The 20,312-nt window shown below is 69.1% G+C and carries 17 protein-coding genes and 2 rRNA genes (1 of these 19 cut by a window edge); 5 read left to right on the top strand and 14 right to left on the bottom strand.

All coding sequences use genetic code 11. The features are described from left to right. The 3 genes from V1227_RS17715 to V1227_RS17705 all read left to right on the top strand — a co-directional run. Window positions 1–2,705 (top strand): 23S ribosomal RNA (locus V1227_RS17715) (it extends 380 nt beyond the left edge of the window). A 92-nt stretch (window positions 2,706–2,797) separates the two neighbouring features. Next, window positions 2,798–2,914: ribosomal RNA gene (gene rrf, locus V1227_RS17710) — 5S ribosomal RNA — on the top strand. A 163-nt stretch (window positions 2,915–3,077) separates the two neighbouring features. Then, window positions 3,078–3,242, top strand: a complete 165-nt coding sequence (locus V1227_RS17705; protein WP_177221221.1) for a hypothetical protein — start codon at window positions 3,078–3,080, stop codon at window positions 3,240–3,242. Here V1227_RS17705 and V1227_RS17700 read toward each other — a convergent pair. Both V1227_RS17700 and V1227_RS17695 read right to left on the bottom strand, forming a co-directional pair. Next, a complete protein-coding gene (locus V1227_RS17700; protein WP_329793689.1) occupies window positions 3,239–3,829 on the bottom strand; it encodes a hypothetical protein in 591 nt (196 codons plus the stop codon). The two genes, V1227_RS17705 and V1227_RS17700, sit on opposite strands and share 4 nt — an antisense overlap. Beyond that, the gene (locus tag V1227_RS17695) at window positions 3,826–4,185 is read right to left on the bottom strand and encodes a nucleotide pyrophosphohydrolase (protein WP_236219529.1); all 360 of its coding nucleotides are present in this window, start codon (window positions 4,183–4,185) and stop codon (window positions 3,826–3,828) included. Before V1227_RS17695 ends, V1227_RS17700 begins: the two co-directional genes overlap by 4 nt. A 109-nt stretch (window positions 4,186–4,294) precedes the next feature. On the opposite strand from V1227_RS17695, the gene V1227_RS17690 reads away from it, so the two are divergent. Then, a complete protein-coding gene (locus tag V1227_RS17690) occupies window positions 4,295–5,074 on the top strand; it encodes an SDR family NAD(P)-dependent oxidoreductase (protein WP_329793688.1) in 780 nt (259 codons plus the stop codon). On the opposite strand, the gene V1227_RS17685 is transcribed toward V1227_RS17690, so the two are convergent. From V1227_RS17685 to V1227_RS17635, 11 genes are all read right to left on the bottom strand, one after another. Continuing rightward, entirely contained in the window at window positions 5,047–5,955 is a 909-nt protein-coding gene (locus tag V1227_RS17685; protein ID WP_329793687.1) for a hypothetical protein, read from the bottom strand. The two genes, V1227_RS17690 and V1227_RS17685, sit on opposite strands and share 28 nt — an antisense overlap. Window positions 5,956–6,017: 62 nt before the next feature. Then, window positions 6,018–7,145, bottom strand: coding sequence for a hypothetical protein (locus V1227_RS17680; RefSeq protein ID WP_329793686.1), 1,128 nt, complete (start codon window positions 7,143–7,145; stop codon window positions 6,018–6,020). A gap of 21 nt (window positions 7,146–7,166) precedes the next feature. Further along, window positions 7,167–8,282: a hypothetical protein gene (locus V1227_RS17675; RefSeq protein ID WP_329793685.1), complete on the bottom strand. Its 1,116-nt coding sequence runs from the start codon at window positions 8,280–8,282 to the stop codon at window positions 7,167–7,169. A 22-nt stretch (window positions 8,283–8,304) separates the two neighbouring features. Continuing rightward, window positions 8,305–9,204 (bottom strand): XRE family transcriptional regulator, encoded by a 900-nt coding sequence (locus V1227_RS17670; protein ID WP_329793684.1) that lies wholly within the window; start codon window positions 9,202–9,204, stop codon window positions 8,305–8,307. Window positions 9,205–9,319: 115 nt separating this feature from the next. Further along, entirely contained in the window at window positions 9,320–9,952 is a 633-nt protein-coding gene (locus tag V1227_RS17665) for a hypothetical protein (protein ID WP_329793683.1), read from the bottom strand. 335 nt (window positions 9,953–10,287) lie between these two features. Next, a complete protein-coding gene (locus tag V1227_RS17660) occupies window positions 10,288–12,918 on the bottom strand; it encodes an AAA family ATPase (protein ID WP_329793682.1) in 2,631 nt (876 codons plus the stop codon). Beyond that, window positions 12,915–13,751, bottom strand: a complete 837-nt coding sequence (locus V1227_RS17655) for a metallophosphoesterase family protein (RefSeq protein ID WP_329793681.1) — start codon at window positions 13,749–13,751, stop codon at window positions 12,915–12,917. The genes V1227_RS17660 and V1227_RS17655 overlap by 4 nt, the downstream gene beginning before the upstream one ends. Continuing rightward, the gene (locus tag V1227_RS17650; RefSeq protein ID WP_329793680.1) at window positions 13,729–14,145 is read right to left on the bottom strand and encodes a hypothetical protein; all 417 of its coding nucleotides are present in this window, start codon (window positions 14,143–14,145) and stop codon (window positions 13,729–13,731) included. The genes V1227_RS17655 and V1227_RS17650 overlap by 23 nt, the downstream gene beginning before the upstream one ends. Beyond that, window positions 14,142–16,508, bottom strand: a complete 2,367-nt coding sequence (locus V1227_RS17645; RefSeq protein ID WP_329793679.1) for an AAA family ATPase — start codon at window positions 16,506–16,508, stop codon at window positions 14,142–14,144. The genes V1227_RS17650 and V1227_RS17645 overlap by 4 nt, the downstream gene beginning before the upstream one ends. A 155-nt stretch (window positions 16,509–16,663) precedes the next feature. Beyond that, a complete protein-coding gene (locus V1227_RS17640) occupies window positions 16,664–17,020 on the bottom strand; it encodes a peptidase inhibitor family I36 protein (RefSeq protein WP_329793678.1) in 357 nt (118 codons plus the stop codon). A 37-nt stretch (window positions 17,021–17,057) separates the two neighbouring features. After that, window positions 17,058–17,867 carry a DUF72 domain-containing protein gene (locus tag V1227_RS17635; protein WP_329793677.1) on the bottom strand — a complete coding sequence of 270 codons (810 nt, stop codon included), beginning with the start codon at window positions 17,865–17,867 and terminating at the stop codon, window positions 17,058–17,060. A 17-nt stretch (window positions 17,868–17,884) separates the two neighbouring features. Here V1227_RS17635 and V1227_RS17630 point away from each other — a divergent pair, with 17 nt between their 5' ends. Next, on the top strand, window positions 17,885–18,634 hold the full coding sequence (locus tag V1227_RS17630; protein ID WP_329793676.1) for an arylamine N-acetyltransferase family protein: 750 nt from the start codon (window positions 17,885–17,887) through the stop codon (window positions 18,632–18,634). Here V1227_RS17630 and V1227_RS17625 read toward each other — a convergent pair. After that, window positions 18,589–20,307 carry a glycoside hydrolase family 5 protein gene (locus V1227_RS17625; protein WP_329793675.1) on the bottom strand — a complete coding sequence of 573 codons (1,719 nt, stop codon included), beginning with the start codon at window positions 20,305–20,307 and terminating at the stop codon, window positions 18,589–18,591. The genes V1227_RS17630 and V1227_RS17625 overlap by 46 nt on opposite strands. Window positions 20,308–20,312 lie beyond the last annotated feature (5 nt).

Raw genomic sequence — 20,312 nt, 5'->3', positions numbered from 1 at the left:
AATGCGTCTGGAAAGCGTGAGCGTAGAGGGTGAAACTCCCGTACTCGAAAACCCGATGTCTGTTTAGAGTGTTCCCAAGTAGCAGCGTACTCGTGAAATTCGCTGTGAATCTGGCGGGACCACCCGCTAAGCCTAAATACTCCCTGGTGACCGATAGCGGACTAGTACCGTGAGGGAAAGATGAAAAGTACCCCGGGAGGGGAGTGAAATAGTACCTGAAACCGTGTGCCTACAATCCGTCGGAGCCTTTAGGGGTGACGGCGTGCCTTTTGAAGAATGAGCCTGCGAGTTAGTGCTACGTGGCGAGGTTAACCCGTGTGGGGTAGCCGTAGCGAAAGCGAGTCTGAATAGGGCGTTTAGTCGCGTGGTCTAGACCCGAAGCGGTGTGATCTAGCCATGGCCAGGGTGAAGCGCGGGTAAGACCGCGTGGAGGCCCGAACCCACCAGGGTTGAAAACCTGGGGGATGAGCTGTGGTTAGGGGTGAAAGGCCAATCAAACACCGTGATAGCTGGTTCTCCCCGAAATGCATTTAGGTGCAGCGTCGCATGTTTCACCGCGGGGGTAGAGCACTGGATGGTCTAGGGGGCCCACAAGCTTACCGAAATCAACCAAACTCCGAATACCGTGGTGTGAGAGTGCGGCAGTGAGACTGCGGGGGATAAGCTTCGTAGTCGAGAGGGAAACAGCCCAGAACGCCAGCTAAGGCCCCTAAGTGTGTGCTAAGTGGGAAAGGATGTGGGGTCGCACAGACAGCCAGGAGGTTGGCTTAGAAGCAGCCACCCTTTAAAGAGTGCGTAATAGCTCACTGGTCAAGTGGTCCTGCGCCGACAATGTAGCGGGGCTTAAGCACACCGCCGAAGCTGTGTCATTTCAGCCTTGTGCTGGGATGGGTAGGGGAGCGTCGTGTAGCGGTTGAAGCGGCGGAGTAATCCAGCCGTGGACGCTATGCGAGTGAGAATGCAGGCATGAGTAGCGAAAGACGAGTGAGAAACTCGTCCGCCGGATGACCAAGGGTTCCTGGGCCAGGCTAATCCGCCCAGGGTAAGTCGGGACCTAAGGCGAGGCCGACAGGCGTAGTCGATGGACAACGGGTTGATATTCCCGTACCCGTGTGAACGCGCCCATGATGAACCTTGTGATACTAACCGCCCGAAGCGCTCGGCGATGTCCTTCGGGACTAGCCGGGTTGTGGAGCGCGGGACCTGAACTTGTAGTAGTCAAGCGATGGGGTGACGCAGGAGGGTAGCTCCGCCAGTGAGTGGTAGTACTGGTGCAAGCGTGTAGGGCGAGTTGTAGGCAAATCCGCAACTCATCAAGCCTGAGACGTGATGCGTAGCCGATTGAGGCGAAGTAGAGTGATCCCATGCTGCCGAGAAAAGCCTCTAGCGAGCTTTCACGCGGCCCGTACCCCAAACCGACACAGGTGGTCAGGTAGAGAATACCGAGGCGATCGGGCGAACTGTGGTTAAGGAACTCGGCAAAATGCCCCCGTAACTTCGGGAGAAGGGGGGCCGTAGCGCTTGAAGCCTCTTGCGGGCTAGGGCGAGACGGCCGCAGAGACCAGCGAGAAGCGACTGTTTACTAAAAACACAGGTCCATGCGAAGTCGCAAGACGATGTATATGGACTGACGCCTGCCCGGTGCTGGAACGTTAAGGGGACCGGTTAGTCACTTTGTGGCGAAGCTGAGAACTTAAGCGCCAGTAAACGGCGGTGGTAACTATAACCATCCTAAGGTAGCGAAATTCCTTGTCGGGTAAGTTCCGACCTGCACGAATGGCGTAACGACTTCTCGACTGTCTCAACCGCAGGCCCGGCGAAATTGCATTACGAGTAAAGATGCTCGTTACGCGCGGCAGGACGGAAAGACCCCGGGACCTTTACTATAGCTTGGTATTGGTGTTCGATTCGGCTTGTGTAGGATAGGTGGGAGACTGTGAAGCGCTGACGCCAGTCAGTGTGGAGTCATCGTTGAAATACCACTCTGGTCGTATTGGATGTCTAACCTCGGTCCGTGATCCGGATCAGGGACAGTGCCTGGTGGGTAGTTTAACTGGGGCGGTTGCCTCCCAAAGAGTAACGGAGGCGCTCAAAGGTTCCCTCAGCCTGGTTGGCAATCAGGTGTCGAGTGCAAGTGCACAAGGGAGCTTGACTGTGAGACTGACGGGTCGAGCAGGGACGAAAGTCGGAACTAGTGATCCGGCCATGGCTTGTGGAAGCGTGGTCGCTCAACGGATAAAAGGTACCCCGGGGATAACAGGCTGATCTTCCCCAAGAGTCCATATCGACGGGATGGTTTGGCACCTCGATGTCGGCTCGTCGCATCCTGGGGCTGGAGTAGGTCCCAAGGGTTGGGCTGTTCGCCCATTAAAGCGGTACGCGAGCTGGGTTTAGAACGTCGTGAGACAGTTCGGTCCCTATCCGCCGCGCGCGTAGGATACTTGAGGAAGGCTGTCCCTAGTACGAGAGGACCGGGACGGACGGACCGCTGGTGTGCCAGTTGTTCTGCCAAGAGCATTGCTGGTTGGCTACGTTCGGAAGGGATAACCGCTGAAGGCATCTAAGCGGGAAGCTCGTTCCAAGATGAGGTATCCCACCCTTCGTGGGTTAAGGCCCCCAGCTAGACCACTGGGTTGATAGGCCAGAGGTGGAAGACCGGTAACGGTTGGAGCTGACTGGTACTAATAGGCCGAGGACTTGTTACAAAGACGCTACGCATCCACTGTGCGGTTCTGGAAGAACAACCAGAACCGATCGCGACCCCAGCGGGGTTGCTGGTTGAATATTTCCATAGTGTTTCGGTGGTTATAGCGTTGGGGAAACACCCGGTCCCATTCCGAACCCGGTAGTTAAGCCCTTCTGCGCCGATGGTACTGCACTGGTTACGGTGTGGGAGAGTAGGTCGCCGCCGAACTTAATTTGCCCTGCGGGTTGAGCGCCACAAGCGCTCCCCGCAGGGCTTTTTCACGTCCTGGTGCAGGCGGCGCCGGCCTGCTGAGCGGCTGACCGGGTGATGAGACCCCGGCGAGCGGGTGACGCGAGTCAAGCCGGGGTTGTTCCTCCCTACCGTGATCGTCATGAACGATCAGTGGGCAGGGGAGGCACCATTGCGGTGGCGAGCGCGCAGGAGGCGGGGCAGGCACGCCCGCGAGCCCGCGCCGTCCTCGCAGTCGCTCCTGCCCGCAGTGCTCGGCGTCGTGCTGCTGGTGTGCCTGATCCTCCTCCTGCTGACGTACCTCTAGCGGGACTGCAGCGCGTCGAGCGCCACGGCCTGAGCGATCACGAGCCGGCGGTCGACGCCAGGATCCTGGATGCGGACCAGGTAGTGGTCGCGGATCCAGGTCTTCTTGTCGACGCTGAACACGGGAGCGCCGTTCTCCGTGGTGAAGTCGAAGTGATACCGCATGGGGAACGGCGCGTCTCCGATGACCGGGATCCACTGCCAGAGCCGCCGGAAGCCCGCCAGGAACCCGTTCCGCTCGGCTCCTGTCGACTGACCCCAGCCCGGCTGCTCGAGGTGCCAGGTCGACCGCAGCAGCGACTTCGCGAAGTTCTTGCGGAACAGGCCGATCGACCGGCCGCCGGCGTCCGTCACGTCGTAGCCGCTGCCGAGGTCGATCACCTTGCGGGCGTTGAACTCGAACAGCACCTGCTTCTTCGACGAGTCCGTGTAGACCGTGACCTTCTCCTTGATCTTCAACCGCTTCTGCTCGGCGAAGCCGACCAGTGCTCCGGGCTTGCCGTTGTCGTCGGCGAAGACCTCGTAACGGTTGACCATGAACGTGACCTTCTGGTGCATGTGCAGGGCTTGCGCGTTCTGGAGATTCACAGCTCCCCCTTCTCCACGGCGACAGGCGTGAGGCTCCCGGTCGGGAACCGCCGCTCGTTGCGCTCGATCTTGGCGAACGCGGCCTCGACGAGGTCGACGTCGAGCTTGTCCGCCAGTCTGGTGAGGTAGTGCATCACGTCCGCGAGTTCGTCCCGCACGTTCCACGCGAGCTCCGGGTCCTTCATAGCGTCCCTGGCCTCTTCCGGCGTCAGCCACTGGAAGAGGTCGGTGAGTTCGCCGACCTCCGCGGACAAGGCCATGACCAGGTTCTTCGGCGTGTGGTAGCTGTCCCAGTCGCGGGCAGCGGCGAACGCCCGCAGGGCGTCCCTCAGGTCCACGAGATCACGCTCACTCATGTTCCACTAACTACCACGTGGACGAACGAGCAAGGATGGCGGCTGATCAAGCATGGATCGTCCGCGTCAATGTTGATTGGCTCTGGTCATGTCAACATCGATCGCAGTAATGACTTCGTCCATCCTCGTCCTCGGTGCCACGGGCAAGACCGGCCGTCGCGTGACCGACCTCCTCGGCGCTGCCGCCCGCCCGGCGTCCCGGTCGTCGTCCTCCAGGTTCGACTGGTCCGATCAGGACACCTGGGAGCCCGCTCTCGCCGACACGACCGCCATCTACGTCGTGCCGCCGGACGACCCTTCGCTCCTGGTCGAGTTCGTGCCGCTCGCCGTGAAGTCCGGCGTCACCCGGCTCGTGCTGCTGTCCATGCGCGGTGCCCCGGACGACGACCCGTTCGAGGCGGCGGTCAAGGACTCCGGTGTCGAGTGGACCGTCCTGCGGCCCACCTGGTTCATGCAGAACTTCGACGAGGACATGTTCGCGGCGCCCGTCCGGCACGGCGAGCTGGCCGTCCCCGCGGGCGGGGGCGTGCACCCGTTCATCGACGTCGCCGACATCGCCGAGGTCGCCGTCGTGGCGCTGACGCAGCACGGCCACGACGGGCAGACCTACGAGCTGAGCGGTCCGGAGGCGCTGTCGTTCCCCGAGATGCTCGCGCGGATCACCGAGGTCACGGGCAAGCCCGTGCGGTACAACGACATCGCGCCGGAGGAGTTCGCCGCCTCGATGCGCACGCTCGGTTACCCCGACGAGATCGCCGATCTCGTCACGATGCTGCTGGTGCGCATTCGCACGGGCGAGGAGGCGCACCTGTCCGACGGCGTGCGGCGAGTGCTCGGACGAGAGCCGCGGACGTTCGCCGACTACTTGGGCAGCAGCAAGTTCGCCTGAAGCCCGCGCGTGCCCTCGTTGGTGATGACGGCTTCGCAGAGCGCGCGCCCGGTGCGGGCGCGCCACTCCTGCGCGGTGTCGCAGTAGCGCAGACCCGTCGCGTAGCTGAGCTGGCCGACGGACTCGCCTTCGAGGAGCACCTCGAGGGTGCGTTCGCCGATGTGGGAGCCCTTCGCGATGCGGCTGTCGCGGAGTTCGGCGATCACGTGGACGGGCGTGCGGCCGTTGACCACGCGGTGCAGCACGTACTGGTGGGCCGGTTCTCCCACGACGGCGACCTGGTGCTCGGCGGGCAACGTGGGTGCCGTGCCGAGCGACTCGTGGTCGAGCAGCAGGAGCCGAGGGGCCCCGAGGTGCAGGTGCACGGTGTAGGGGCGCCGCCCGCCGAGAATGCGGGCGGGGCACGAGCCGACCTCCTCGCGCTCAGCGAGCTCGAGCAGGAGAGGCCGGTACTCGGCGGCCTGGTCGCCGCGCAGGCAGCCGGCGGTGACCGCGGAACCGTCCCCGCGCAGCAGGTCGACCCGCACCGCCGCGGCGTCGTGCCGGCTCGCCGGTTCCGGCACCAGCACGGCGGTCGCCGGAACCGCGTCGTCCAGCGTCGGGAGGTGCCTCGCCACCTCGGCGATGGCGTCCTGGTGGTGCACCTCGCCGACGATCGCGACCCGTCCCGCCGTGGACAGGCGGCGCAGGCGGGAACGGGTGCGCGCCGGGACGATCTGGTCGGCGGTGTTCTTCTTGCTGCCGACGAACATGAGCGCGAAGAGCGCGAGACCGATGACGAAGCCCAGCGGGCCGAAAGCAACGGTCAGAACCAGCGCGAGCACCGCAACGGCGATCAGGACCGCGGCAGGCGAAGGTTCCGTGCGTTGCTGCATCGTCATGGGGTGTCCTCACGACTCGGCTTCCCGTCACTCTCAGTGTCGGACAAGCCGGACGATGCGTTTCACAAATCGCTCGTTCGGCCTAGCGCCATCAGTTGAGAGCTCCAGCCCGTGACTGGAATCCGGCGCGGATCAGGATCGTCGGCCAACGGCGACACCGGGTTCTCCTCGGTGAGCTTGTAGACGATGCCCTGCCGGAACCACACGTGCGTCGCGACCCACGCGATCGCCCCGAAGACGAGGACGCCCACGAGGTAGCTCCAGCCGTCGGTGAAGATCCGGTACGCCGAGTAGAGCGCCATCGGCGTCGTGAGCGCGGAGATGAGCAGCGCCGCCCAGCGGTTGCCGTGGTTGACCTTCTGGGTGTTGCGGACCGGCGGCTCCTGATCGGCCAGCTCCCACAGCAGCTTGGCGTGGAACCACCGGCCGCTGTCGAGCGGCGGTCGCGGGTCCGGCGTCGCGCGCACCTGCGCCCGTTCCGAGACGAACCGCGCCGTCCCGTCGGCGTCGTCGACCGGCAGCAGCCACTCCTGCCCGCCGCCGATGATCCGCAGGACCGGACCCGGTGTGATCGTGAGCTCGCTGGTGTTGGCCAGCCGCCACTGCGCCGGCGTCCGCACGACGCCCGCCTCGACGCCGCGGATCCGGTCGAACCGGAGCGCGACCCGCCCGACAGGACTCATCGGGTGCACCGGCGCCGGCAGCCGGTCGAGCAGCAGCCGCCGGGACTGGATCCGCAACCGGCCTCCGCCGCGCAGCCCGACGGCCACCTCGACCGCCGACCGCCGCACGGCACCGCTCACCGGCCGCACCACGATCTGCGCGGCGATCCACGCGAGTCCGAACGCGACAACCGGCGCGGCCGCTCCCGCCGCCGCGTGCTCCCAGCCGTCGAGCAGCCCGTAGATCAAGCCGCCGAACAAGGCGGGCACCGACGGCACCAGCGCGATCTTCGGCCACGCCGTCGTCATCCACCAGAAGACGGCGAACAGCACGACCGCCAGCGCCGTCGGCCACAGCACGGCGGTCTGGGTGAAGGAATCGCGGAACTCGCCGGCCCAGTCGAACGTCCCGCCGCGGACCTCGCGCCGGGACAGGTAGGACGAGAGCACCTTGTAGCCGGTCGGCACGCCGACGACGGCGGTGAGCAGGAACGGTGCGGCCAGCAGGTACCGCAGGTGGATCAACACGACTTCCCCCAGGATGTCTGATCAGAACAGCGAGCGGCTCGGGGAGACCGATCGAGGGCTCCAGCCCGTGACCGGCGTCCGGTGTGGATCGGGATCTCCGTCCAGCGGAGAGCGCGGGTTCTCCTCGGTGAGCTTCTGCGTGGCGCCGATGGAGGCCCAGGACAGGACCGAGCCCAGGGCGACACCACCGAAGAACAGGACACCGAAGACGAAGGTCCAGTCGCCGGTGAACATGCGGAACGCCGCGAACCCGGCCATCGCCGTCGTGAGGGCGCTGAGCACGAGCATCATGTGGTGCGCGCCGTGCCTGACCTTCTGCAGGTTCGGTCGCAGCACAGGGGCGTCCTGGAGCTTCCACAGGTGCTTCGCGCTGGTCCAGCGGCTGCTGTCCATCGGCGGCCGTGGTTCTGCCTTGGAGCGCGCCTCGGCCCGTTCGAGCACCAGCCGGGCCGCCGTCTCGACGTCGTCGACCGGCAGCAGCCACTCCTGGCCACCCCCGATGATCCGCAGGACCGGCCCCGGCGTGATGGTGAGCTCACTGGTGTTGCCGAGCCGCCACTTCGCCGCGGTCCGCACGGCCCCGGCCTCGACGTGCATGATCCGGTCGAAGCGGATCGCGACCCTGCCCACCGGCGACCCCTTCTGCAGTGGCGGCGGCAATTTGTCGAGCAACAGCCGCCGCGACTGCACCCGCAAGCGCCCCTCGCCCCGCAACCCGACGACGACCTCGGCGGCCGAGCGCCGCACATCTCTCGTGAGCGGCCAGGACACGATCTTCGCCGCGAACTGCGCGAGCCCCCACGCCACCGCAGGTGCGGCCACGGCCAGCAGCGTCTTGTCGACCGTCCCGCTGAACAGTCCGGTGAGCGCGAGCGGCGCCGACGGCAGCAACGCGATCCGAGGCCATGCCGTGGTCATCCACCACAGCGCCGCGAAGAGCACGAGCGCGACGGGGACGGGCCAGAAGCCGCCGATGTGGTCGGTGAACGTCTCGGTGAACCCGGTGGTGAAGGACTGGCTCGTGCCACCCGGCAGCGACCGCCGGAAGAGCTGCGACGACAACGTCAGGTACGCGAACGGCACGCCGACGTAACTGGTCAGGATCAACGGCAGCGCGACGAGATACCGCAAGAACATCATGTGGTCCCCCAGGACTTGATCAGTGGACCAGGGTAAGGCGTGCCCGTCCTCCGGGTCCTGGTTCTCCGCCACCTGGCAGCGCCGTCAGCACGAGCCCGAACACCATGCCGTTGAGCTCTTCCAGTCCGAGGTGGAGCGCCTTGGCCACCTGTGCCGGCGTCGTGCCGTTCTCACGCAGCACCCTGAACACCTTGGTGAGCAGCTTCGAGCTCTCGCGCCGCGTCATGCCGCCCTCGACGAGGCTGTGGACGTTCGCCCACCTCGTGAACTGCTCGCGGCCCACGTGCCAGTGCCGGTGGTCGGTGCCGGGCAACTGCCGCTGCGGCATCAGGAACTCGGCCGCGAACTCCCGGGGTTCGTCGTGCCCGAGGAGCACCGCGAGCTGCACCGCGGCGTCGAACCGCGCCTGCTCAGGGGTCGACGAGGGGTCGAGGAACAGCAACGGTGTCCCGTTGTGCCAGCAGCAGAACGCCTCGTGCCCGGCGCAGTCGACCGGCAACGAGAAGACCCGCACACCGTGCGACTCCAGCAACTGCACCATGTTCGGCGCCGGCCCGTCCGCGAGCCGCCACGAGTCCCGCGTGCCCTGGGGAGACGTCCGAGGCGGCGGCAGGTCCGGCTGCGGCAGCACGAACAGGCGCTCCAGCCACCCGTTGAACTCGATCGCCAGCTGCGCGGCCGCCGTGACCTGCTCGTCCGGCGGCGCGTTCTGCGGCCGCGGCGGTTCGTCGGCCGTGAAGAACTCGGCCGGGAACCCCAGCGCTCCCGCCAGCGACTCGACCGTGGCCGGCAGCGGCGTGCGCGACCCGCGTTCGTACTCGCCGATGGCCCGCGCCTGCACACCCGACTTGCGCGCCAGCTCGGCCGCGGTGAGACCGCGCCGGGCGCGGGCGAGCGTGAGTCGCGAGGGCGTGAGCATGATCCGGTCATTGTCGCTGCTGGCTCACCGGGCTGCCAGGCGGGTCCTGCCGCGACCGCCGGACCTGCGGTCTCGCGCCGCTCCGCGGGTGCCGGTAGCGGCGGCGCCCCGGCCGTCACCGCCGGAGCGCGATCGGGAAGTCCACCTCCTCCGGACCGTCCACATTGGGCGTCCTGGTCCGCGCGAACTCCATCGGCGGCAACGAGATCCGGTGCGCCCACCGTTCGATGACCTGGTTCTGCGGCGTCGGCTCCGGCTGCGACACCTCGCGCAGCACGATGAGCCGGTCCTCCAGCTGCAGCGCGTACGTGACGAGGAACCACAATTTGAAGCCCTCGTTGCGCACGTTCTCGAACAGCGCGAACTGGTCGTGGTCGTTGTCCCGCATCATCGCCGCGATGGCGGGCCCCTTCGCGTAGTCGCTGCGCAGCGGCGCGTCGGGCGACCCCGTGCCCCGGTTGCCCTGCAGCGTGCCGAGCAGGATCGGCCGCGACGGGTGCCGGACCAGCCCCGCGTTCCAGTGGTCGAGGCGCTGCCAGCCCTCCTCGGCCAGGAGCTGCCGCAGCGTGCCGACCCGGTGGATCCAGTCGAGCAGGCCGGGCGCGTTGGTCGGCCCGAACGGCGGCGAGGCGGCGCGCGCGTCGATCCCGGCGGCGACCGCGCGGTCCAGGACCTCGAGGCGCAGGCCGAGGTCGGCGAGCTGCTCTCCGGCGGTGGGGGTGCGCTTGCGGAAGGCGGCGTTGGTCATGGGTCGACGGTAACGGCGGGGTCTGACAATTCCGGGAGACTGCGGGTCGTGTACCGCTACGTCGACCCCGGTCCTGAGCTGGCCGTCAGGCGAGCTCGCCATCGTTGCACCGACGTCTCGCCGGGGGATCGCCTACTGCGTGAGCGGGGAGGAGCTGTGTGGCGAAGACATACGTGGCCAGGCGCAGACGTGTAGCTCGTGGCCGACGCGTCGCCCGCCTTGACCTCTGTGCCTTGGCGCGTCCAGTGCAATCGGCTCACCTTCACGACGCGGAAAACACCAGGACCCGGACGACGTCGCCGACCGGGTCTTCGCTCTGGTGACCGCTCTCCTGGTTAAGCCGCCACCTGGGTGAGCTCGTGCAACGCGTCCCGCTCACCCAACCGCTCCCGGGCCCACTCCGCCACCACGGCGTCCTGCGCGAACACCACGATCTGCCGGTCCGCCGACAGTTGCAGCAGCAGGTCGAGCACGGCGCGGGTGCGGACGTCGTCGGCCTGCACGGTGACGTCGTCGAGCAGCAGCGGGCACGGCTCGGTGGACAGGTGCTGGGCCAGGGCCACGCGGAGCAGCAGGTAGACCTGCTCGGCGGTGCCCAGGGACAGCCGGGAGGCCTGGTGCCACGTGTCGGAGGCCGCGCACACGCGCACGGTCAGGGACGACGGGTCCACCGCGGCGTCGACGTAGCGGCCCTCGGTGACGGTGGGCAGCCAGGCGCGGAGCGTGTCCTCCAGGGCCGGGGCGATGGTGCTGTGCACCTTCTCGCGGGCCGCGGTCAGGTAGCGGGAGGCGAGGTTGACGGCTTCCACCTCGGCCGTCACTTCCGCGAGCGCGGCGGTGGCGGCCTCCACGGCCTCCTCGGCGTCCGGGACGCTCGGCAGGGAGCGGGCCAGTTCGGCGACGGTCGCGGCCAGTGAGTCCGCGGACGCCGCCAGGGACGGGTCGACCGGGGGACAGGCCGCGTAGCGGGCGGCGGCTTCGAGCAGGGTGGTGTGGTGGGTCTGGGCCGCGGAGAGCGTCGCCTCCAGGTCGTCGAGGGAGCCGTTGGCCAGCAACGTCTGGAGTTCGGCCCACGCGTTGCGTTCGTCTTCCGCTTCGCGGAGCACGCGGTCCCAGCCGCGCTGCCATTCGGCGATCGCGCGCAGCAGGTCCTCGGGGCGGTCGCCGGTGCGGCCGATCGCGGTCACGGCCTCGCGCAGCAGGTCGAGGGCCTGGGCGTGGGTGGCGGCGGCCTCGGCGACGGTGGCTTCGGCCAGGCGGCGGTCCGCCAGTGCCTGGACCAGCCTCGGGCGCCCGGCCGCCATCGACGCCTGCCGGGCGCGCACCTTGCAGTCGGTCTCGTAGTCGACCAGCAGGTCCGCCACGGACGTCGACGGGTCGGTCTTGCCGCGGGCGGACAGTTCCACGCGGACGGCCTTCTCGGTGCGGGCGACCTCGCACAGCAGGTCGGCGTGTTCGGCCTCCCACGCCGCGCGGTTCGCCAGGCGCCACAGGGTTTCGCGGTCCGCGGGGATGCCCAGGGCCGCGCACCCGGCCGCGGCCTCGTCGTGGGCCCGGGAGGCCTCCGCCGCCACGGCGCGCTGGCCCTCGGCCTCGGCCAGGGCGCGGTCCGCGGTGAACAGCGCGCCGCGCGCCCGGTTCGCGGCGGCGGCGCGTTCGGCGGCGAAGGTCACCGCCGCCTCGCGCTCGGGTCCGTTGTCGCGGCACAGGGCACCGCCGACGCCGGCCACCAGCGCGGCGACGAGGACCCCGGCGGCGGCCAGGTGCTGGCCGGTCAGGAACAGCAGCAGGCCCACCAGCGTCGTCAGGCAGCTCAGGGCGAGGAGAGCGTTGCGCAGGAACGGGTTCGGCACCGCGATCTCCTGCACGCGCGCCGACGCCACGTCCGCCTCGACCTGGGCCCTGGCCGCGTTCGCCGCGGCCTCGTCCTGGACCTGGCGGGCGTGGTCGACGTCGATCGACGCGGTGGTCAGGCGGGCGCCGCAGGACGGGTCCAGGCGTGCCGCGAGACCCCGCAGCACGGACGGTTCGGCGCTGGTCGGCGGCGACGGGCGGCGCTCGCCGTGGGCCGCGGCGACAGCGGAAGCGGTGGAGTGGGCCGAGGCCACGACGCGGAGCTCGTCGTCCAGGGCGGTCTCGCCGGCGGGGAATTCCGGCAGCGCCGCGAGCTCGGCTTCCAGACTCGCCGCCGACGGGCCCGTCAGCGCACGAGGAGTCGGCGCGGCCCGCCACGCGGCCAGCGCGCGGTTCACCAGACGGGCCAGCGCTTCCTGTTCCGCCAGCCCGGACGGCGGCGAGTCGCCGAAGCGCTCCTGCAGGTCGTTCAGCCGCGTCACGCGAGAAGACAGCTCATCGAGCAAGGCGGCGTGCTCCTGCACGGCGAGACGCGCGCGAGCGGCGGAAGCGGACCGCGCCCGCGCGGACAGCTCCAGGTAGCGGGCGTGCTCACGACGGGCCGCGGCCAGGTCGGTCTCGGCTTCCCGCAAGCGGTTCCGCGCCTCCTTCACCGCCTCCACCGGCACGGTCAGCCGCTGCAACGCCTGCTCCACGGTGCCGTCCGCACCGGCGGTCGCCGCGGCACGGCGCAGGTGGTCCCGCAGGCCGTCCGCCGCGTCCAGCACGGTCAGCAGCTGCGCCTGGTCGACGCACGCGGTCGCGGCGAACGAGGTGCGGTCGAGCCCGAGCCGCCGGGAGATGTCCGGGGCCGAGTCGTCGTTCAGGTCGCGGTCCACGGCCACGACCTCACCGGACTCCATCGACACCATGGCCGCCACCCGCCACGACTCGCCGTGCCACGGCCGGTGCCGCGACGACGGCTCGCCGCACAGCGCGGCGCGGATCGCGGCGTGCCAGGACGACTTCGCCGACTCGTTGGCGCCCGACACCACGGTCAGGCCGGGTGCCAGCGGCAGCGTGCGGTCGTGCAGGGGCCCGAAGGCGTGCGCGGTGACCGACTCGATCCTCATCGGCCCTCCAATGCCCGCAGCCCGGTCGCGAGCACCCGGCCGCGCAGGGTGGTCTCCAGCGACGGGTCCGCGAGCACGTCGCGCACGAACTGGCCGCGCACTGTCCGTTCGGCGGCGACGGAGTCGAAGTCCAGCAACGGGAACGCCTTCTCGCGGTCCAGCCAGTCGAGGTCCCTCGACGCGGACACGTCGACCACCTCGCGCGACACCGAGCCGTCCTCGTTCACCGTGCACAGAACGGCTCCGCGCTCACCGGTCTCGCCCGGCGTCAGCGGGTCCGGGTTGCCGGGGAACGTGTACCGCGCGGCGTGCTCCGGGGTGTGCACGTGCCCGAGGAACGCGTGGTCCAGCCCCGTGATCGCGACGTCGCCGGGCGGGGAACCGTGGCACAGGGCCAGGTTCACGCCGCCGCGGGTGACCGCGAACCCGTCCAGCACGTCCCGCGCGGGACCGGGTCCGACGTGCGCGGCGCCCCACAGCGTGACGCCGTCGGCGAGCTCCACGGGCGACAGCTCGCCGGACGAGAACACGTGCACGTTCGGCGTCCAGTCCACCTGCTGGTAGACCGACCGCGGCCCGTACCGGTCGGCGTTGCCGGGAGCCAGGAACACCGGCACCGGGCAGTCGAACGCCGACCGCAGGAACGAGGCCGTGGAGGGGGAGCAGCGGTCCTGCTCGTACAGGTCGCCGGCGCAGAGCACCGCGTCGACGTCCGACTCCTGGGCGAGGTCGACGATGCGCTCCAGCGTGTCGCGCAAGGCCTTGCGCCGCACCGGTCCCGCGCTGGGGAAGCGCGTGTCCAGGTGCAGGTCAGCGAACAGCAGCAGTTTCACCGGTGCCTTCAGGGAGGTCGATGGTGCCGGACAGGGTCAGGGGCGGCTGGAGGACCGCGCACACGTCCGCGGTGTCGGCGTGCCAGCCGGCCAGCTCCGCGGCGGTCGGAGTCAGCTCGTAGCCGTGGTGGCGGATCGCACGGCTCAACGCGTGCCACAGCTGGGAAACGTCGTACGCCACGTCCGCGTCCACATGGGACGGAAGACTGATCAGCAGGGCCTGCGCGGGTTCGTCGGAGTCCTCGGCGCCGCAAGCACGGGCCACCGACCGCTCCACCGCCGTGAGCAGCAGCTCGGCACCGCACCGGATCCGCACGCCGTCGAGCTGCCCGGGGCGTGCCAGCAGGTTCGCGACGCAGGTCAGCCGGTCCTGCACGTCAGAGGGAAGAGTCATCGCTGCAGCCACCCCGCCAGCAGTTCGGTGTCCCGTATCAGCACGTCCAGATCGCCGGTCTCGCCGCCGACGCGGCACGCCTGCAGCAGGTCCACCGCCCACGAGCCGACGACGTCCTCCAGGTGCGGCAGCAGCGCCGCCGGCTCCGCGTGGTCGTCGAGCACGGCCAGCGCGAGCTTCTGCCTGGTCGTCAGCGCGCACTCCAGCACGCGTTCGACCTCGGCGTGCGGCATGCCGCTCTCGAGCCGTTCGCGCCGGAACCGGGCGTGCGACGCGGCTTCCAGAGCCGCGCGGCAGCACGACGCCACGAGCTCGGCCCGCAACGCGTCCGGCAGGTCCGCGTCACCGCGCATCGACCGGGCGTCGTTCAGGCACCGGCCGACGGGGTCGTCGGACATCCGCACCTGCACGACGGACTCCTCGCCGCGGCAGACCTCCCAGACGGTTCCGCTGAGCCGCAACCGCCGCAACGCCTCCACCAGCCGTTCGTCGTGCGTGAAGACCACGACCTGGCGCGTGAGGCCGACGTCGGCGAGCACCTGCGCCAGACCGTCCACCTTGGACGCGTCCATCGCCTGCACCGGGTCGTCGATCATCACGAACCGGAACGGGCTCTCGTCGACCATGGCGCGCGGCAGGAACAGCGCGAGCCCCAGCGAGTGCAGCTCTCCCTGGCTCATCACCGCGAGCGCCGAGTTCGAGACGCCGTCGACCGACACGTCCAGCTCGACGTTGCGGGTGCCGCCGAGCCGCACCGCGCCGAGGTCGACGTTGCTCTGCCGGCGCAGCCGCTGCCAGATCCGCTGCGACTCCTTGGCGAACGGCGCGATGCGCTCGGACCGCAGCGTGGCCGCGGTCTTGCGGATCCAGTTCTCCGCCTCGGTGACGTCGGCGAGCACCTCGCTGTCCGCCAGCGCCTGCTGCGCCTGGGAGTGCCACTCGAACAACGCGATCGCCATCGGCCGCCACACGAGGTCGCGCCGGTCGATCTGCTCCCGCGCCACGGACTTCAGCTGCTCCACGGCCTGGGCCAGCTCCGCGTGGCGGTCGAACATCTCCCGCCGCAACCGCACCGGGTCGTCGATCGAGGCGCACGCCTCCCACGCCTGCCAGGTCTGCAGCACGCCCGTCGTGTCGAGCATGTCCTGCGTCTCGGACAGCACCTCGGGCGCCGGCTGGCACAACGCCCGGGCCGCCGCGACCGCCACGTCCAGGCGGTCCGCGGCGCCGTGCAGCTGCGCGGCGGCCTTCGCGAGGTGTTCGGCGCGCCCGCGGGCCTTGCCGAGCCAGTGGCCGTCGAGCTTGCCGAGGTCGCACACCGGGCACGTCCGGGTGCCGCCGGACTCCTGCAACTGGATCGCGAGCCGCAGGATCTCGCTGGAGCGCAACGAGTCCTGCGCGTTGTCGGTCGCGACGGCGGTGACCGCGCCGAGCGCCTGGTCGAGCGCGTCGCGAACCCTGGCCACCTCGTCGTCGGGCGGCAGCGAGATGTCCGCGACCCGGTGCAGGAGGCCGGTCCCGCTGCCCACGTCGGCGCGCAGCGCGAGGTCCGCGATCGCGTCGAGGTCGGGGGAGCCGCTGCCGAGCAGCTCGGCGGCGCGGCGGGCGCGTTCGTCCGGGGACGCCGCCAGCTCCGCCCGCACGCGTTCACGCCGGTCGTAGGGGCGGGCGACGATCTCGGCGAGGCGCTTGCGGTGGTCGGCGAGCGCCTGCTGCGCCTCGGTGATCGCCTCCAAGCCCAGAAGGCGGTGCATTGCCTCATAGAGGTCTTCCGGCTGTGCGTCGAGAACGGTTCCCAGCTCGCTGTACGGCAGGAACGGCCGGTAGGTCTCCAGCGCGTCGTGCCACCTGCGGTCGTCGAACGGCTCGTCGTCCTGCGTCCACTCGCCCTGCGCGGGGTCCTCGCCCGGCGCCCAGCGTCTTCGGATCGTCGTCCGGCCCGGCCGCGCGGCCTGCACGAGGTCCAGCTCGACGGCGGTGCCAGGCTGGTGCAGGTTGCGCCAGCCCTGGAGCCACACGTCGTGCCTGGCGTGGGTCCAGCGCGCGTTGTAGCCGGTCAGCGCCAGTTCCGCGGCCTCGGCGAAGCTCGACTTGCCCGAGCCGTTGCGCCCGGTCACGACGGTCAGGCCGGGACCCGGTGCCAGCGGCAGGCGCGCCTGGGGGCCGATGCCCCGGAAGCCGCGCACGCGGATCTCCGACAGGTAGATCCCGTGCCCGGGGCCGTCGGGCTGCTCCCGCGGGGCCTCCTGCCGGTCGGGCACGTCGGCGAGGGCGCGGTCCAGCGCTCCTCCGCCACGGCACGCCGCCAGCACCAGTTCTGCCGCACGTGGGGTGAGATCGTATTTGGCCAGTCTCCCGGCCATCAGTTCGAGTAACCCGGCTTCACCCGCCACGGTCACGTTTCCTCCAGCTGCCACCACTCGATAGGGCGGCAACTTAGGCACCAAATGAGGGCTACTGACGAGTACTCACACGATCGGGTGGTGTTACATAGGGTGACTAAAGTAAGCCGTCGTCGTTATGGCCCCCACACCTCGAGCCCCCGGACGACGAAGTACGCGTCGGGCACGTACGTGCCGTGCCTGGGGTAGGTGGTGAACTCGGCCCCGGTGGAGCAGTTCTCGCGTTGGTAGACGGTCGCGTCCCTGCTCAGGCGGTTGACGAAGGACTTCCCGACGATCTTGAGCGTGATGCACTCGCCGGGGTTCGCGGTCTCCAGGTCGAGTCGTTGCACGGCGCCGGTGTAGTCGGGTCCCGCCCACACGCAGAACTCGCCCTTGTCGCAGCTCTTGTCACTCTGCGCTATGGCAATCCCACTGCAGGCAACCGCGCCCGCGGTGACCACCAGGGCGGTGATGAGGCTCTTCGACGGCATGGACGCACCTCCGCCAAGGAGTGTGGGTCCATTCGGGCTACTCGGCCAGACGATCTTGGAGGGCCTTCGCGTCGCGCGGCGCGTAGGCCTTCGCGTCGTTGTCGAAGTAGACGTACACGTCACCGTGCCGCGCCCACGCCCGGACCTTCTCCGCCCACATGTCGAGACCCTCATCGGTGTAGCCGCTGACGTAGAGCTCGTCGTGGCCGTGCAGCCGGACGTAGACGAAGTCGCTGGTGACCTCCTCGATCAACGGGTACTTGCCGGCGGCGTCCGCGACCACGAGCGCGATGTCGTGCCGTTTGAGCAAGTCGAGGAACTCCGGCGTGTTGTAGCTCTCGTGGCGGATCTCGAGGGCGTGGCGCATCGGCCGTTCGGCGTCGGTGGTGGTGTGGGCCGGGTCGACGCGGTGGTCGTGCCGCTCGGCGATCTCGGCGGCCTCGGTGGTGGTGCGGGGAAGGACCTCGAAGAAGCCGGTGAGCAGGTCCGCGTCGAACCGCAGCGTGGGCGGGAGCTGCCAGAGGATCGGGCCGAGCTTCGGGCCCAGTGCGAGGACGCCGGAGGCGAGGTAGTTCGAGAGGAGGTCGTTGCCGTCCTTGAGGCGCTTCATGTGCGTGATGAAGCGGCTTCCCTTGACGGCGAAGACGAAGTCGTCCGGGGTCTCGGCGGCCCACTTCCGGTAGCTCGACGGGCGTTGCAGCGAGTAGAACGAGCCGTTGATCTCCACGGAGCCGAGTTGCCGGCTCAGGTAGGCCAGCTCGCGCTTCTGCGTGACGCCCTTGGGGTAGAACACGCCGCGCCAGGGCGGGTACACCCATCCCGAAGTGCCGATCTTGACGTCACCCATGCGGTTATCGTGGCACGGTGGACGCGTACCTACAGCGCATCGGTGCCTCGCGCACGTCGTCGTTGGCCGAGTTGCAGGAGCGGCACCTGCTGAGCGTTCCGTTCGAGAACCTCGACACCCACATGGACACCAGGATCGTCCTGGAGGTCCCGTGGCTGCACGAGAAGATCGTCGAACGGCGCCGCGGCGGGTTCTGCTACGAGCTCAACGGGTTGTTCGCGGAGCTGTTGCGCGACCTGGGCCACGAGGTCGAGCTGCTGGCGGCGCGGGCGTACGGCGCGGAGCAGCGGCTCGGGCCGCCGTTCGACCACCTGGTGTTGCTCGTGGACGGTGCGTGGCTGGTGGACGTCGGCTTCGGGGCGTTCTCGCTGCACCCGCTGTCGTGGACGTCGCGGGACGACCAGGCGGACCCGGCCGGTGTGTTCCGGCTGCGGGACAACGGCGGCGACGTGGACGTGTTCCAGGACGGCGCGCCCGCGTACCGGGTGGAGCGCAGGCCGAGGGAGCTGGCCGAGTTCGTGCCCACCTGCTGGTGGCACCAGACCTCACCGGAGTCGCACTTCCGCAAGGGCCCGATGGCGACGCGCGCGACACCGGGCGGGCGGATCACCGTGACCGGCCAGAAGGTCGTGGTGACCGAGAACGGCCGCAAGACCTCGACCGACGTCGAGGATCCCGCGGCCGCTTTCCGGGAGCACTTCGCCATCGAGTTCCAGCGGAGTCACTTCCGGCAGAGCAGCGCGTCCGGCGTCCTGCGCCAGTTGTAGGCGACACCGGCGACGTGCTCGTCCTGCGCGCACTGGCCCTTGTAGTGCCCGTTCGCCCAGTCGCCGCCGAGGTCCGGGCGGTCGTCCCCGCGGTCGAACCACACGACGCGGGTGGTCGTCCCGCCCGCGATCGGCGCGCAGACGAGGGCGAGGTTCGCGTAGCCGACGGCCGCGTTGCCGTTGGGACACTGCAGCTTCGTGTAGCCGCGCGCCCAGTCGGTGGTCACGTGCTGCTCGTTCGTGACCCGGGTCGTGCCGCTCCACTGCGGACCGCTGACGCACAGGCCCCGGTTGCCGGTGTGGCTGATGCCGGCGAGCTTCTCGCTCCGCGGGCACGACTCCTGGAGGAGCATGTTCCACCGGGTCTCGTGCGGGATCTGCCCGGTGCGGCCCGACGCGTTCACGAGCCGGTTCCACGCGCTCGCGCGCCAGTCGTCGCCGTCGTTGACGCTGATGCGGTTCCCGGCGGCGTCCCAGCGCAGCAACGCCCAGCTGTTGCCGGAGCGGTTGGTGTGGAAGCCGACCAGCGGCCAGTAGGCGAAGTCGGTGTCCTGCGCGATCAGCCGGTCGACGAACCGCTCGAACCAGGCGCGCGCCTTCTGGTTCGACTCGTCGATGCCGCCGACGCCGAACTCGCTGATCCACAAGGGTGCCGTGAAGTGCTTCTGCGCCTCGGTGATGAAGAACGCCTGGCGCTGCAGGACATCCGTGAGCTCCTGCGGTGACAGGTCCTGGTAACGGGGGTCCGTCGTCTCACCGATTCCCGTCGCGCCGCTGTGGTTCGGGCCGGTGTAGCCGTAGAAGTGGGCGCTGTAGACCAGTTTCCCGGGGTTCGCGAGCGTGTGGCTGAGGAACCGCGCGGGTTCGAGCGTCGGCCGGCCGTGCGCGAAGCCGTCGGCCGGGATGCCGGTCCAGTTGATGCCCTCGACGATCACGAGCAGGTCCGGCGCGACCTGCTGGAGGCGGTCCGCCGCCCGCTGCGAGGCCTTGTGCCAGTCGTGGTCGTTGCCCCAGCCCCAGTTCGGGTCGTCCCAGACGTTGCGGCGCACCTCGTTGTAGAGGTCCGCGCCGACGACCCGCTTGTCGGCCTTGTACCGGTCGGCCATGAACGCCCAGTCTGCGATCCACTGGTCGGTGCTCTGGCTGGTGTTCCACCGCTCGTTGCCGTCGACACCGCAGCACCAGCGCGACGTGGTGGTGTGGTTGTTGAGGATGACGGCGAGGTTGTTGCGCGTCAGCTCGGCCACGACCGCGTCGTAGACCTCCAGCGGCCGCTTGCCGTTGAGCTGCGCGTCCTTCAGGCCGGTGACGGGGGTGGTGTCCCTGATCATCTGGTTGGAGAACGGCAGCCGGACGCTGTTGACGCCGATCTCCTTGAAACCGCTGATGATCGTCGCCGTGGTGGCGCGGCCGAGGCCCAGCGGGACCTGGTCCGCCTTCTCGCCGGCGTGGTGGTTGGCGGGGTCGTCGACGTCGCCGGAACCGTTGTAGGTGCCGCTCGCACCGTGCCAGTTGCCGGACTTGAGCTTGAAGCGGTCGCCGTGGGCGTCGACGATCCACCGGCCCCTCGTGCTCAGGGGGCCGGTCCAGGTCGCCTCCTCCGCGTGCGCTTGCACGGGGGCCACGAGACTCGCGGCCAGCAGCAGGGGAGCTAAGACGCGAATCGTTCTCATGTCTG

Source organism: Lentzea sp. DG1S-22 (genome assembly GCF_036321065.1).
Classification (GTDB): domain Bacteria; phylum Actinomycetota; class Actinomycetes; order Mycobacteriales; family Pseudonocardiaceae; genus Lentzea; species Lentzea jiangxiensis.
Note: the sequence above shows the minus strand (reverse complement) of the source record. Positions and strands in the feature narration are given on the sequence as shown.